The organism is Thioclava sp. 'Guangxiensis' (assembly GCF_045348365.1).
GTDB classification, from domain to species: Bacteria; Pseudomonadota; Alphaproteobacteria; order Rhodobacterales; family Rhodobacteraceae; genus Thioclava; species Thioclava kandeliae.
The window spans coordinates 202,616-216,349 of record NZ_CP155822.1; the positions used below are offsets into that span (position 1 = coordinate 202,616).

At 63.5% G+C, this 13,734-nt stretch carries 11 protein-coding genes; 4 read left to right on the forward strand and 7 right to left on the reverse strand.

What is annotated here, in order from left to right:
- Positions 1–8: 8 nt before the first annotated feature.
- The 4 genes from pepN (at position 9) to ABEB22_RS00995 (ending at position 5,862) form a co-directional block, all read left to right on the forward strand.
- Positions 9–2,552 carry an aminopeptidase N gene (gene pepN, locus ABEB22_RS00980; protein ID WP_406870644.1) on the forward strand — a complete coding sequence of 848 codons (2,544 nt, stop codon included), beginning with the start codon at positions 9–11 and terminating at the stop codon, positions 2,550–2,552.
- A gap of 252 nt (positions 2,553–2,804) precedes the next feature.
- Positions 2,805–4,322, forward strand: a complete 1,518-nt coding sequence (gene gatB, locus ABEB22_RS00985; protein WP_339112173.1) for an Asp-tRNA(Asn)/Glu-tRNA(Gln) amidotransferase subunit GatB — start codon at positions 2,805–2,807, stop codon at positions 4,320–4,322.
- Between the two features lie 179 nt (positions 4,323–4,501).
- Entirely contained in the window at positions 4,502–5,062 is a 561-nt protein-coding gene (locus ABEB22_RS00990; RefSeq protein WP_350934420.1) for a DUF4177 domain-containing protein, read from the forward strand.
- 173 nt (positions 5,063–5,235) lie between these two features.
- Entirely contained in the window at positions 5,236–5,862 is a 627-nt protein-coding gene (locus tag ABEB22_RS00995) for a DnaJ domain-containing protein (RefSeq protein WP_339112171.1), read from the forward strand.
- 107 nt (positions 5,863–5,969) lie between these two features.
- Here ABEB22_RS00995 and ABEB22_RS01000 read toward each other — a convergent pair whose 3' ends face one another.
- From ABEB22_RS01000 to ABEB22_RS01030, 7 genes are all read right to left on the reverse strand, one after another.
- On the reverse strand, positions 5,970–7,988 hold the full coding sequence (locus tag ABEB22_RS01000; RefSeq protein ID WP_406870645.1) for an exonuclease domain-containing protein: 2,019 nt from the start codon (positions 7,986–7,988) through the stop codon (positions 5,970–5,972).
- Complete coding sequence (locus ABEB22_RS01005; RefSeq protein WP_339112169.1) at positions 7,988–8,386, reverse strand: response regulator; 399 nt, start codon at positions 8,384–8,386, stop codon at positions 7,988–7,990. Before ABEB22_RS01005 ends, ABEB22_RS01000 begins: the two co-directional genes overlap by 1 nt.
- Positions 8,379–8,912, reverse strand: coding sequence for a hypothetical protein (locus ABEB22_RS01010; protein WP_406870646.1), 534 nt, complete (start codon positions 8,910–8,912; stop codon positions 8,379–8,381). The genes ABEB22_RS01005 and ABEB22_RS01010 overlap by 8 nt, the downstream gene beginning before the upstream one ends.
- A 26-nt stretch (positions 8,913–8,938) precedes the next feature.
- Positions 8,939–10,786, reverse strand: a complete 1,848-nt coding sequence (locus tag ABEB22_RS01015; RefSeq protein ID WP_406870647.1) for a DUF294 nucleotidyltransferase-like domain-containing protein — start codon at positions 10,784–10,786, stop codon at positions 8,939–8,941.
- Positions 10,787–10,901: 115 nt separating this feature from the next.
- Entirely contained in the window at positions 10,902–12,644 is a 1,743-nt protein-coding gene (locus ABEB22_RS01020) for a sodium:solute symporter family protein (RefSeq protein WP_339112166.1), read from the reverse strand.
- 15 nt (positions 12,645–12,659) lie between these two features.
- Positions 12,660–12,917, reverse strand: coding sequence for a DUF4212 domain-containing protein (locus tag ABEB22_RS01025; RefSeq protein WP_339112165.1), 258 nt, complete (start codon positions 12,915–12,917; stop codon positions 12,660–12,662).
- A 122-nt stretch (positions 12,918–13,039) separates the two neighbouring features.
- The gene (locus ABEB22_RS01030; RefSeq protein ID WP_350934432.1) at positions 13,040–13,732 is read right to left on the reverse strand and encodes an adenylate kinase; all 693 of its coding nucleotides are present in this window, start codon (positions 13,730–13,732) and stop codon (positions 13,040–13,042) included.
- Positions 13,733–13,734 lie beyond the last annotated feature (2 nt).

Genomic DNA, 13,734 nt, shown 5'->3' on the forward strand with positions numbered 1-13,734 from the left:
CCACCCCGATGGACGGCACGATCTACCTGAAAGACTATACGCCCTATCCGTTCGATCTTGATCAGGTTCATCTGACCTTCCGGCTGGCCCCGTCGGCGACCCGCGTCCTTGCGCGGCTGCACCTGACCCCTAAAGGCGAGGGGGCCTCGCTGCATCTCGATGGCGAGGAACTGAAACTGATCTCGCTCGGGATCGATGGCACTGCACTGCAGCCCGCCGATTATCTGCTGACCGAGACGGGGCTGACCGTGCATGCCGCTGCCCTCCCCGAAGGCGCCTTTACACTGGAGACCGAGGTCGAGATCGCGCCCAATGCCAATACCGCCCTCGAAGGGCTCTATATGTCGAACGGCATGTATTGCACCCAATGCGAGGCCGAGGGGTTCCGCAAGATCACCTTCTATCCCGATCGCCCCGATGTGATGGCGCGCTTCCATGTGCGCATCGAGGGCGACCTGCCGGTGCTTTTGTCCAATGGCAATGCGGGGGCTTCGGGCGAGGGATGGGCCGAATGGGATGACCCATGGCCGAAACCGGCCTATCTGTTTGCGCTCGTGGCGGGCGATCTCGTAGCAACCTCGGGCACATTCACCACGAAATCCGGCCTCGAGGTCGATCTGAACATCTGGGTCCGTCCGGGCGATGAAGACCGGTGCGATTTCGCGCTCGAGAGCCTGAAACGCTCCATGGTCTGGGACGAGGAAGCCTATGGGCGCGAATATGACCTCTCGGTCTTCAATCTCGTGGCGGTCGATGATTTCAACATGGGCGCGATGGAGAACAAGGGGCTGAATATCTTCAACTCCAAACTCGTGCTCGCCTCCCCCGAAACCGCGACCGATACCGATTATGTGCGCATCGAGGCGGTGATCGGACACGAGTATTTCCACAACTGGACCGGCGACCGGATTACCTGCCGCGACTGGTTCCAGCTCTGCCTCAAGGAAGGCCTGACCGTCTTCCGCGACCAGAGTTTCACCCGTGATGTGCGCCTCGGGCCGGTCAAGCGGATCGAGGATGCCGCTACGCTGCGCACCCGCCAGTTCCGCGAGGACCAAGGCCCGCTCGCCCATCCACCCCGGCCCAATCACTACCGCGAGATCAACAACTTCTACACGGTCACCGTCTATGAAAAAGGCGCCGAGATCGTGGGTATGCTCAAACGGCTCGCGGGCGACGAGGCCTATCGCCAGGCGCTCGATCTCTATTTCCAGCGCCATGACGGGCAGGCCTGCACGATCGAGGACTGGCTGAAGGTTTTCGAGGATGTGACGGGACGTGATCTCACACAATTCGCGCTGTGGTATACCTCCGCAGGCACGCCGCATCTGAAGGTGACCGATGCCTATGCCGATGGTCGCTACACACTGACCTTCCGCCAATCGACGCCCCCCACTCCGGGCGAGCCCGAGAAAGCCCCGCGCCATATCCCGATTGCCGTGGGTCTTCTGGACCTGCAGGGCCGCGAGGTCCTGTCCACGCAACTGCTGGAGATGACCGAAGAAAAGCAGAGCTTCAGCTTCGATGTGGCCGAAAGACCCGTACCGTCGATCCTGCGCGATTTCTCGGCGCCCGTCGTGCTGCAACGCGACCAGAGCCCCGAGGAACAGGCCTTCCTGCTGGCCCATGACACAGATGGCTTCAACCGGTGGGAGGCAGGGCGCAGCCTTGCCCAACGCACCCTGATCGCGATGACCAAGGGCGCGCGCCCGGCGCAGGGATATATCGACGCGATCGGCAACCTGTTGGCAGATGACACGCTGGAGCCTGCCTTCACCGCGCATTGCCTTGCCCTTCCGGGCGAGGATGAACTGGCACAGGCACTCTTTGCCGCAGGCGAGACCCCCGACCCCGATGCCATCCACAGCGCACGCAGCGCCCTCTCCAGGGCCATCGCCACCGCACATGAGGCCCGCCTGAGCGCGCTCTATGATGCGCTGGAGGTCAAAGGTCCCTACTCGCCCGATGCAGAACCCGCCGGCAAACGCGGCCTGCGTCTGGCCTGCCTGAGCCTGCTGACCAAACTCGATAACGGTGCCCGCGCCAAGGCCCTGTTCGATGCGGCCGATAACATGACCGAAAGCTTCGGCGCATTGTCGATCCTGATCCGCGCAGGTCTGGGCGATGAGGCCTCCGAAACCTTCCGCGCCCGCTGGCAGGACAACCGTCTTGTCATGGACAAATGGTTCATGGTGCAGGTCGCCGCCTGCCCGCCCGAAGACGCCGTGGCAAAGGCCGAGGCGCTGTCGCAAGACCAGGCCTTTGACTGGAAAAACCCCAACCGCTTCCGGTCGCTCATTGGCGGCCTAACCGCCAATCACGCAGGTTTCCATGCCAAGGACGGATCGGGCTATGCCTTCCTTGCGGACTGGCTCATCAAACTCGACCCGATGAACCCGCAGACAGCCGCGCGTATGTCGACCAGTTTCGAGACATGGCGCCGCTATGACAGCGCCCGTCAGAACCTCATCCGCGAGGAACTCACCCGCATTTCCCAGACCCGCGGCCTCTCGCGCGATCTCTCCGAGATGTCCCAGCGTCTCTTGGGCTGACCCCGAGCATCAGGGGGCGCTCGCGCCCCCTCTTGGACTTTGTCCAATTCACCCCCGAGGATATTTAGGGACGCTGGAATGCCGTTTTCCAGCGTCCCTAAATATCCCGGGGGAGCGCCTGCAAGGCGCGGGGGCAGAGCCCCCTCGCGCGATCCGGCCAAAGCAGGCACTTGCCCCCGCATCGCCCCTGTCCTAGAAGGCGGATAGCACGTTGGGGCGCAAAGCCCGGCCAAAGACACGAGGAATGCGGATATGCTCGACCATCTCGCTTATGAAGCGCCCAAACCGAAAGTCATCGCAGGGGCCAAGTCGGACTGGGAACTGGTGATCGGTCTCGAGGTCCATGCGCAGGTCCATTCGAATGCCAAACTGTTTTCGGGTGCCTCTACCACCTTCGGTGCCGAGCCGAACTCGAATGTGGCCTTTGTCGACGCTGCCATGCCGGGGATGCTGCCTGTTATCAACGACTATTGCGTCGCGCAGGCCGTACGCACCGGTCTGGGTCTGAAAGCAAAGATCAATCTCTTCTCGGCCTTCGACCGCAAGAACTACTTCTATCCTGACCTGCCTCAGGGCTATCAGATCAGCCAGCTTTACCATCCCATTGTGGGCGAGGGCGAGATCCTCGTCGACATGGGGCCGGGTGTTGGCCGCAAGGTCCGTATCGAACGCATCCATCTCGAGCAGGATGCCGGCAAATCGATCCACGATATGGACCCGCATATGTCCTTCGTCGATCTCAACCGGACAGGTGTGGCGCTGATGGAGATCGTCTCACGCCCCGATATCCGTGGCCCCGAAGAGGCCGCCGCCTATGTTGGCAAGCTGCGCCAGATCCTGCGTTACCTGGGCACCTGTGACGGCAATATGCAGAACGGCAATATGCGGGCCGATGTGAATGTGTCGATCTGCAAGCCGGGCGATTACGAGAAATTCATCGAGACCGGCGATTTCGGGATTTTGGGCACGCGCTGCGAGATCAAGAACATGAACTCGATGCGCTTCATCCAGGCCGCGATCGAGGTCGAGGCCCGCCGCCAGATCGCCATCGTCGAGGATGGCGGCAAGGTCGTGCAGGAGACCCGCCTTTACGATCCGGACAAGAACGAGACGCGCTCCATGCGCTCGAAGGAAGAAGCGCATGATTACCGCTACTTCCCCTGCCCCGATCTGCTGCCGCTGGAGATCGAGCAGGCTTGGGTCGATGATATCGCAGCCTCCATGCCCGAACTGCCCGATGCCAAGAAGGCGCGGTTCGTGAAGGAATTCGGCCTGTCGGAATATGACGCCTCGGTGCTGACCGCCGATGTCGAGAATGCCGATTACTTCGAGGCGGTGCTGGCTGTGGGCGGTGATGGCAAGCTGTCGGCCAACTGGGTGATCAACGAGCTCTTCGGCCGTCTGAAGAAAGACGACCGTGATGTGACTACCTCGCCGGTTTCGGCAGAGCAGCTGGGTAAGATCGTCAAGCTGATCAAATCGGGCGATATTTCGGGCAAGATCGGCAAGGATCTGTTCGAGATCGTCTATACCGAAGGTGGCGATCCGGAAGCGCTGGTCGAGGAGCGCGGCATGAAACAGGTTACCGATATGGGGGCCATCGAGACCGCCGTGGACGAGGTGATTGCCGCCAATCCGGCGCAGGTCGAGAAGGCCAAGGCCAACCCCAAACTCGCAGGCTGGTTCGTCGGTCAGGTAATGAAATCCACCGGCGGCAAGGCCAACCCCGCTGCTGTGAACGAACTTGTTGTGAAGAAGCTGGGCCTTTGAGCACAGCGCTTCATCCGCAGGCAAAGGGCGCTCCGGCGCCCTTTTTCATGCGCATGTTGTGGCGGAACTCCACCGATCCTCACCCTTGTGTCACTTGACCCAAGGGCCCGAATGCACGACAAGTCTGCCCCGAAGCATGGCGAAAGCCAGAGGTGTGGGCCAGAGGGTGTGAGGCAGAGATGCAAGAGTACGAGTATAAGGTAATCCCCGCGCCCGTGCGCGGCGAGCGAGACCGTGGCATGAAGACGCCCGAGGACCGGTTTGCCAACACGCTGACCGCAACGCTCAATGCGATGGCCGTCGATGGTTGGGACTATCTGCGCGCCGAGACCCTGCCCGCCGAGGAGCGCAGCGGGCTGCGTGGCAAGGCCACTGTGTATCACAACATGCTGGTGTTCCGCCGTGCGAAACCGGCAGCCGCCCCGAAAGCACCGGCCTCTTCGGAAGAGACCCAAGCGGCCAAGCCCGCAGCCAAAGCCCCGCTTGTGGCCGAGCCCAGATCCATGAGCAGCGTCTCCGACGGGATCAGGCAGGAGGCGCCGCGCGCCGAGCCGGTTCTGGCGCCCCGCAAGAGCCCTGATCCGATGCTTGATCCGGCCAATCAGGGCGATCCTTCGGGCAGCCCGCAGCCGCTGCGCATCCCCAGTGCCATCGAGCGCCGTGCCCGCGCGCTCTCGGCCAAGGTGCAGGAAGGCACAACGCCGAAGCTTGGCGCGGCCACGCCCGGCACTTCCGGCTGAGGCCGCGCGCGGGGTCGGAATTGCGCTTCCGGGAAGCGATCAATTTTTGGCATCCGGGGCTTTCACCCGCCTGAAAATAACATAGAATGCGTGACCCGAGTCGGAGGGGCCCCGGGGCCTCGCCGAATGCTGTCAGATACCCCGAGCCGTCAGATTACGGAGACCCACCCCTTATGGAAAAGAACGACCCGTTTGGTTTTAATATCTCGGCGAAGGCAGATAAGAAACGCCGCCAGAAGGGCCGCCGTGGCATGTCGGGGGCATTCGAGACCTCGACCCGCGTCTGTGACAAGGCAGGCTGTGAGGAGCAGGCCCAATATCGCGCACCCAAGAGCCCCAAGGTTCTGGACGAGTATTTCTGGTTCTGCAAAGAGCATATCCGCGAATACAATCTGAACTGGAACTATTTCCAGGGCCAATCGGAGGAGGAATTCCAGGCCTTCCTCGACAATGCCACCGTCTGGGAGCGCCCGACCAAGCCCTTCAACCGCGCCAATGACGAGAAGCTGGGCCTCGCCCGCCATGGCGTGACCGACCCGCACGAGATCCTGGGCGATAATGCCACACAGAACCCGGGCCGCCGGTCCGTGGGACGCAAGCTACCGCCGACCGAACGCAAGGCCGCCGAGATCCTCGAGGTGACCAATGCCGAGACCAAGGCCGAGGTGCGCAAAGCCTATAAGGCGCTGATCAAGGTGCTTCACCCCGACATGAATGGCGGCGACCGCAGCCAGGAAGAGATGCTGCAGGAAGTCGTCTGGGCATGGGACCAGCTTAAAGACAGCCGTTTCTTCAAGTAAACCGGCGCGAGAGGGCTCTGCCCCCCTTGGGGCCTGACGGCCCCAATTCCCCCCGGGATATTTGACGACAATGGAAGCAGGAGCGGGCGCCGGTATGGCGCCCGTTTTTACAGGTTCAGGTCACGGATCAGGCGCCCATGCTTGCGCGCGGCGATGATGAGGTCCGCCAGCCGGTGCAGACCTTTGGACTTGAGGGCAGGCAGCATGCGCAGGAAGGCGCGCGCGGTGGCATCGGTATCGCCCATCGCGCTGTGGCGGGCCTCGGGCGGGATCAGGATGCCGAGCCTGTCGCAGAGCGCATCGAGCGTGTGTGACTGGCTCTGGCCGAACAGGATGGCCGAGAGAAGGACCGTATCGAGCACGGGATGCTCGAAGGTCAGCGGTTGCGGATGGCGGCGGAGTGCGGCGCGGAGCAGGCCGATATCGAAGGGGGCGTTATGGGCAACCAGCACCGCATCGCGTGCGAAATGATGGAACCTCCCGATTGCTATGGCGGCGGTCGGGGCGGTAGCGACCATCTCGTCACTGATCCCGTGGATGGCCTGTGCCGAGGCGGGGATCGGACGGTCGGGGTTGACCAGCATCTCGAAGGTTTCGCAGACGCGGCCATTGACGATCCGCTGTGCCGCGATCTGCACGATAGCATCGGTTTCGGGATCGAGCCCCGTGGTCTCGGTGTCAAAGACCACATAGGTCAGTTGCTCCAGCGGCGTCAGGCGGATATCGCCCGGGGGCTGGCGGTCGAGAAGGTCGAAATCATAGGTGACGCGGCGGGGGTAGCGGTCGGGCCGGTCCGCAGCCGGCGCCAGATCGCGTAGCGGCAGACAGAGCCGCGCCCGCCCGTCATGCAGGGTTTCGGGCCAGATATCGCTGCGATGGCGGTCGAGCACCTGCCGTTCGGACGGGCCCAGGAGCGCGTCGAGCTGTGCGAATGGCAATGGCGCTCCCTGCCATTCGAGCGCCATGAGCGCCCCCGCCCCCTCGGCCGTGATTTCCAGCCGGAACTCCCCGCGCCCGTCGCGATCCACGGCGGGAACAATCCGGCCCCAGAGATCGAGCAGCGCCTCGGCATCGGCGCGCAGGATCAGCGAGCTGGTGGCGAGCGTCAGCGGGCGGCCGATCCGCGCGCGCACGGCCTCGGCCAGATCGGAGGCACGGATCTCGGCCATCGTCCAGTCGGGGATCCGCTCGGCCTGCTGGCCCAGCCGGTGCAGATCGCGCGTCAGGCTGCGGACCTGCGCCTGCGCCGCCATGCGCACGCGGCTGCGGTCCTCGCCCTGCGGCCCCTGCGGATCGGTCAGGGTATCGAGCAGCGAATGCAGGGCCGCAATCGCGGGCGTGATCGTTGCAAGGATCTCGGCATTGAGGGCCATTGCAGCACGGCTGGCCGAGCTCTGGGCCGAGACATCCTGCAGGGTCAGCACATGACCGCCCTCCGCACCGCTTCCCGGCAGGCAGCGCAGATGGCCTGTCAGGACCTGCCCCGCATGGGTGGTGCAAAGAAGATCCGAGCGCGCCTCCGGATCCTCTTCGTGCGACAGGCGGTCTATGGCATGCAGGATCGGCGCGAGTTCCACGAAATCGGCCAGATTGCGCCCCAGTCCGGGTCTGGCCTCCCCCGCCACCAGCAAGGCCGCTGCCTGCGGATTATAGAGCACGACGCGCAGATCCCGTGACAACAGCAGCACCGCCACCGGCATATCGGCGAGCAGCACTTCGAGCCGCGCCTGCGAGGTAGCGGCCTGGGCAAGCGCCTGTTCGACCTCGCGGGCCATGCGCGTGTTCTGCGCCGACATCGCCTCGCCCAATGCGGCGCCCGCAGGCCCAAGATCGCCCAGATAGGGCGCGTCAAAGGCGGCGCTATCGCCCCATCCGGCCAGACGCATCGCGCCTGCAAGAGCCTCGATCGGACGGGCCACATGTTCATCGAATAACAGCCACAGCCCCGCGACCAACGTGACCCCCAAAAGCCCCGAGACCAGCGCCATGACCACCAGCCGCTCCTGCCCCTGCCGCCCGCCCAGCCATGCTCCGGCCAGCAGTGCCAGCACCAGACCGACAGCCAGAGCCGCAAAAAGCAGAAAGACCCGCAAACGCAACCCCAGCCGCGCCCCCCAAGCCTCCATCAGGCGGCCTCATCGAGCAGGCGATGCAGCTCGGCGCGCAGCTCCTTGAGCTCGAAGGGTTTCGCGATGAACCCGTCCGCCCCGAGCGCCAGCCCCTTGCGACGCTCCACCGAGGAGCCCCGCGCGGTCATCATCAGGATTTTCACCGCCCGCAGATCGGGATCGAGGCGCATGGCCTCGCAGATCTCGTAGCCCGACACCTCGGGCAGCATGATATCGAGAAGCACCAGATCGGGGCGCATGTCGCGGATCAAGTCGATAGCACCTGCCCCCGTCGAGATCCGCGCATGCTCGAACCCCTCGCGCCCCATCAGGAAATCGAGCGCCATGGCGATATTGTCCTCGTCCTCGACGATCAGTATCCGCCGCGCCATGCCATCGTCGCCCCGTTCAGCCATGGCCCACCCCCCCGCAGATCGCGGCCATCGCCGGGTCATCAGGCGCGATATCGCGCCAGTCACCGCCCGTCAGATCGCTCCCCGACAGCTGCGCGCCGCCGATCAGATCGGCGCGGCGATGGCCTGCGCAATCATAGGCCACCGGCACCGCCTGAACAGGCTGCCAGCGCGAGACCAGCAATAGCCGCCCTTCGCGCAGGCCGGGGGCGGGGTCACTCACCTGCGCCAGATCCACCGCCATGAACCGTGTGGTGACCGGTTTGGCATAGGTCCACGGGCGCCACCAATTGCTATCCTCGACGGTCATCACCACGCTCATATCGCCCCCGAGCCCCGCCTTCAGATCGGGATACCAGCGATATTCGGCATGGACCGTGTAGCCCAGCATGGCGAGACCGGCCATCGCGGGCATCACCCATTTGGGCAAAGTCACACCGGCCCATTTGCGCAACCCGTGGCGCGCCGCGAAGACCACCAGCACCGCCAGTGCCGCCGCCGAGAACATTGCGATAAAATCTATGATCATGAAGGGTCTCCTTGAGCTGACGCTTGCTACTGGCCGAGATTGGCCTTGCCATGGCCCATGGCCGATTGCAGAGAGCGCACCACCACGAAGGCGTCACGCAGATGCGAGCGTTCGAAATCGGGAAGCGCCGAGGGCGCAAGGTAATTATCGGGGGCCTGCCCCTGACGGATCTGGCGGGCCTGGGTCTCGAGCCGCGTCTGGGCGATCAGATCATAGGCCGCCAGCAGGTCCTGCCCGCCACTGACCGAGAGCGTGCCCGCCTCGCGCGCCGCCATCAGCCGCGCGCGGGTATTGACCGCAACAAGCCGGCCGCGCAGCGCATGGACACGGGCCAGATTGGCCACGGGCACCACGCCGTTATGTTTGAGATCAATATGGTTGCGATGCTCGCCGGAGCGGATCGTGGCAAAGCCGCGGATCAGCCCCAGAGGCGGCGTATGTTTGAGGCTATTGGCGATCATATGCGCCACGAAGATCGAGTTTTTGGCAGCATTGACCAGTGTCTGGGCCTGTAATGCCTCAAACAACGCGGGCGCCGTGCCGCCGATCACCCGCAGGTCGAACATCACCGAGGCCAGCATCTGCGCCTCCGGATTGGGCGTGGCGATCCAGCTACGGAAGTAGCGCGCCCAGACTTCGGTCCGCTGGCACCATCGCGGGTTGGTGGCCATCATATCGCCCGGGCAATAGACATAGCCGCAGGCCTGCAACCCGTCCGAGACGATACGGGCGAATTTGCGAAAATACTCCATATCCGCATCCGATGCGCTGTCATCCACGATCAGGCAGTTATCCTGATCCGATACGCCCGTCTGTTCCTGCCGCCCCTGGCTGCCGCACGCCGCCCAGACCCAGGGCGCGGGCGCGGGACCCAGCTGCGCCTCGGCCATCCCCAACAGGCGGCGCGTGACGGCATCGGCGATATCGGTGATAAGCCGTGTAGTGACCTCATGGGCGTGATGCGCCCCCACCAGCTGCACCAGAAGCTGCGGGATGCGGGCGGTGATCGCGGCCATCTGCGCCACATCCTGCGCGCGCGCGATCTCGTGGATCAGCCCCGCCGAGCTGACCGCCTGAAAACGCGTCAGATCGGTCTGGGTGATCATGCCGATCAGTCGCCCGCCCTCGGTCACCGGCAGATGGCCGATGCCATGCTCGAACATCCGGTGCAGGATATCCGATCCCAGCGCCTCGGGACCGAGGCTCACCGGATCGGGGGTCATCACGCGGCCTACCTCGGCCGAGGTCGGGAAGTTGCCGGCCAGAACCTTATTCGACATATCACGTTGCGTAACGATACCCAGAAGCCTTCCTTCCGCATCTGTTACGCCCAGCGAGGACACATGATGGTCGCGCATCAGCCGCGCAGCCTCCACCACATTGGTCTCGGGGCGGCAGGCCACAACCTTGCCCGATAGCAGGTCCGCCACCCGCATACCCGCCAGATCCGCCCCTGACCGCGCGCGCGCCGATAGCGAGGCCGCCGGCGAGCGGTCGAAAAACCGGTGGAAGCTTTCGACGGCCGCGCATAATGCCGTGAATTCGGCAACAGGCAGCATCAGGAGCAAACCGGCCTCCTCCATCCGCGCCGTGGTGGCCGCCCGCCCGTCGCGCATCAGCCCGCGCTCGCCGAAACTGTTGCGCGGCCCCAGATGCGAGACGAGCCCGCCATTGGCATCGCGGATCTCGACGGCACCGGAGCAGACCAGATAGAGCCCCTCCAGCGGCACGCCGTGATGATAGATCTCGGTGCCCTCGGACAGTTCCCTGCGGACAAAGGATCGGGCCACGCGGACCAGATCGTTACGCGGCAGGGTATCGTAGGGGTGGACCCCTTCGAGAAAAGTCACGACTGAGGCAAGATCGTCACGCATGATCTTATCCGTTCTTTGGTCATGATTGCGGATCGGAATGGGCGCCGGAAACCGAATGGGCCTTCGGCCTCCGGCGCTCTACGGGCGGTGAGGCCGCCCGTAGGTCTTTTCCCGTTCAGTGATCGACGGCCTGACCCGCCCCTTTGGGGATACGGATCGACTCGACCAGATCCTGGATCTCTTCCGGCGGCTCCTCGGTGGCCGAGGACACCAGATAGGCGACCACGAAGTTGATCACGGCCCCCACCGCCCCGAAGGAGGTGGATTTGATCGACAGCAGCAGCGGATCGGTATCATCGAAGCTGTTCGTGCCCGGAACGAAGAACCAGCCCTTATGCAGGAAGATATAGATGATGGTCACGATCAGACCGGTCAGCATCCCGGCCACGGCACCCTTGTTGTTGATGCGCTTCGAGAAGATGCCCATCATCAGCGCGGGGAAGATCGAGGAGGCTGCAAGGCCGAAGGCCAGTGCCACGGTCTGCGCCGCAAATCCGGGCGGGTTGAGACCCAACCAGGTTGCCACCGCAATCGCCACCGCCATCGCGATCCGCGCCGATAGCAGCTCGCCCTTCTCCGAGATCCCCGGATTGATCTGGCTCTTGATCAGATCATGGCTCACCGCCGAGGAGATCGCCATCAAGAGGCCCGCCGCCGTGGACAGTGCCGCTGCCAGACCACCCGCCGCGATCAGCGCGACCACCCAGCCCGGAAGATTGGCGATTTCGGGATTGGCCAGCACGATGATGTCGTTATTGACCGACAGTTCATTGGCCGAGGCCGGATCTTCGGCTTTGCCATTGACGTAGTTGATCAGGCCATCGCCATTCTTGTCCTCGAACTTCAGAAGACCGGTCTGCTCCCAGTTTTTCATCCAGTCAGGACGCGCCTCATAGGAGAGCGGAGCCGATTGGGTGCCTTCGGGATAGACCGTGTTGATCAGGTTCAGACGGGCCATCGCACCCACCGCAGGCGCGGTCAGGTAAAGCAGTGCGATGAACACCAGCGCCCAACCTGCGGAGGACCGTGCATCCGAGACCTTCGGCACGGTGAAGAAGCGCACGATCACATGGGGCAGACCCGCGGTCCCGATCATCAGCGACATGGTGAACAGGAACATGTTCAGCATCGTGTCCGATTGCGCGGTATAGCTCGCAAAGCCCAGATCGGCGAGCAACCCGTTGAGTTCCTGCAGGATCGGCTGGCCGGTCGCGGTGCTCTCGGAGAACAGGCCCAGACCCGGGATCGGGTTACCGGTGAGTTGCAGCGAGATGAAGACCGCCGGAATGGTATAGGCGATGATCAGCACGACATATTGCGCCACCTGCGTATAGGTGATGCCCTTCATGCCCCCAAGCACGGCATACATGAACACGATCGCCGCGCCGATATAGAGGCCGGTCTCGTTCGACACTTCGAGGAAGCGCGAGAAGGCCACGCCCACACCGGTCATCTGGCCGATGACATAGGTGACGGAGGCGATGATCAGGCAGATCACGGCCACGGTGCGCGCGGTCTGGCTGTAGAAGCGGTCACCGATGAATTCCGGCACGGTGAACTTGCCGAACTTGCGCAGGTATGGCGCCAGCAGCATAGCCAGAAGCACATAGCCGCCGGTCCAGCCCATCAGATAGGCCGAGGTATTGAACCCACCGAAGGCGATGATCCCCGCCATCGAGATGAAGGAGGCCGCCGACATCCAGTCCGCGCCGGTGGCCATGCCGTTGAGCACGGGATGCACGCCGCGCCCTGCGGCATAGAATTCCGAGGTCGAACCCGCGCGGGCCCAGATCGCGATGCCGATATAAAGCGCGAAAGTCGCGCCGACGAACAGCAGGTTGAGGGTAAACTGATCCATCTGTCGCCCCCCCCCTTATTCTTCGACGCCGTGTTCGCGGTCGAGCTTGTTCATCTTTGCCGCATAGGAAAAGATGAGCACGAGGAACACGAGGATCGAGCCCTGCTGGGCAAACCAGAAGCCCAGATCGGTTCCGCCGACGGGGATGCCCGCCAAAAGCGGACGCAGCAGGATGCCGAAGCCGAAGGAACAGACGAACCAGATCACCAGATAGATCTTGATCGTGCGGATATTGGCCTTCCAATAGGCATTGGATGATGATTGATCAGCCATTTTTGGTGTCTCCCTTTGGATTTTCTCCATAAGCCAGCCGCGCACGGACAGATGCCGCGCGAGGCCAACCCCTCCCTAAAACCGGATCGGGCGGCCGGTCGGTCAACCGGCCCTTCGATCCGTCAGACGCCTGTGGTCACGCCCTTCTCCTCCATGACCACCTGCAGTTCCGAGGCGACAGATTCGATACTCCCCATCGCATCCACCACCTCGAGTTTGCCCAAGGCGCGATAATGCGCGATGAGCGGTGCCGTCTGTGCGTGATAGGCCTCCAACCTATGGCGCGCAGTCTCGGCATTATCGTCGGCCCGACGTTTGAACTCGGTGCCGCCGCATTTGTCACAGCATCCCGCCACCCCGGGCTGCTTGAAGCTGTCATGATATCCTTCGCCACATTTGGCGCAGGTATAGCGACCAGAGACGCGGGCGATCATCGCCTCGTCATCGACCGCCATGGAGATCGCCGCCGTGACCTCCTGATGGGTGTAATGCAGCAGGTCATCGAGCGCCGCCGCCTGCCCCGCCGTGCGGGGGAAGCCATCAAGGATCACGCCCGAACGGGTATCTGGGTTGGAGAGCCGGTCGCGCAGGATCGCCAGAACGATCTCGTCGCTCACGAGCCCACCAGCCTCCATCACCGATTTCGCGGCCAGACCCGCCGGCGTGCCCTTGGCCACCGCCTCGCGCAGCATGTCACCGGTCGAAAGCTGCACCAGCCCGAATTTCTCCTCCAGCATCCGGGCTTGCGTGCCTTTGCCGGCCCCCGGAGGGCCAAGCAGGATCAGAACGGCAGGTGTCGTTGCGGTCTCGGCCATAG

Excerpts from the sequence above, each read along its gene's own strand:
- ABEB22_RS01030 (WP_350934432.1), bottom strand. The coding sequence starts at position 13,732 with ATGGCCGAGACCGCAACGACACCTGCCGTTCTGATCCTGCTTGGCCCT.
- ABEB22_RS01005 (WP_339112169.1), bottom strand. The coding sequence starts at position 8,386 with ATGGCTGAACGGGGCGACGATGGCATGGCGCGGCGGATACTGATCGTC.
- ABEB22_RS01000 (WP_406870645.1), bottom strand. The coding sequence starts at position 7,988 with ATGGAGGCTTGGGGGGCGCGGCTGGGGTTGCGTTTGCGGGTCTTTCTG.
- gatB (WP_339112173.1), top strand. The coding sequence starts at position 2,805 with ATGCTCGACCATCTCGCTTATGAAGCGCCCAAACCGAAAGTCATCGCA.
- ABEB22_RS01015 (WP_406870647.1), bottom strand. The coding sequence starts at position 10,786 with ATGCGTGACGATCTTGCCTCAGTCGTGACTTTTCTCGAAGGGGTCCAC.
- ABEB22_RS01020 (WP_339112166.1), bottom strand. The coding sequence starts at position 12,644 with ATGGATCAGTTTACCCTCAACCTGCTGTTCGTCGGCGCGACTTTCGCG.
- ABEB22_RS01025 (WP_339112165.1), bottom strand. The coding sequence starts at position 12,917 with ATGGCTGATCAATCATCATCCAATGCCTATTGGAAGGCCAATATCCGC.
- ABEB22_RS00990 (WP_350934420.1), top strand. The coding sequence starts at position 4,502 with ATGCAAGAGTACGAGTATAAGGTAATCCCCGCGCCCGTGCGCGGCGAG.
- ABEB22_RS01010 (WP_406870646.1), bottom strand. The coding sequence starts at position 8,912 with ATGATCATAGATTTTATCGCAATGTTCTCGGCGGCGGCACTGGCGGTG.
- pepN (WP_406870644.1), top strand. The coding sequence starts at position 9 with ATGGACGGCACGATCTACCTGAAAGACTATACGCCCTATCCGTTCGAT.
- ABEB22_RS00995 (WP_339112171.1), top strand. The coding sequence starts at position 5,236 with ATGGAAAAGAACGACCCGTTTGGTTTTAATATCTCGGCGAAGGCAGAT.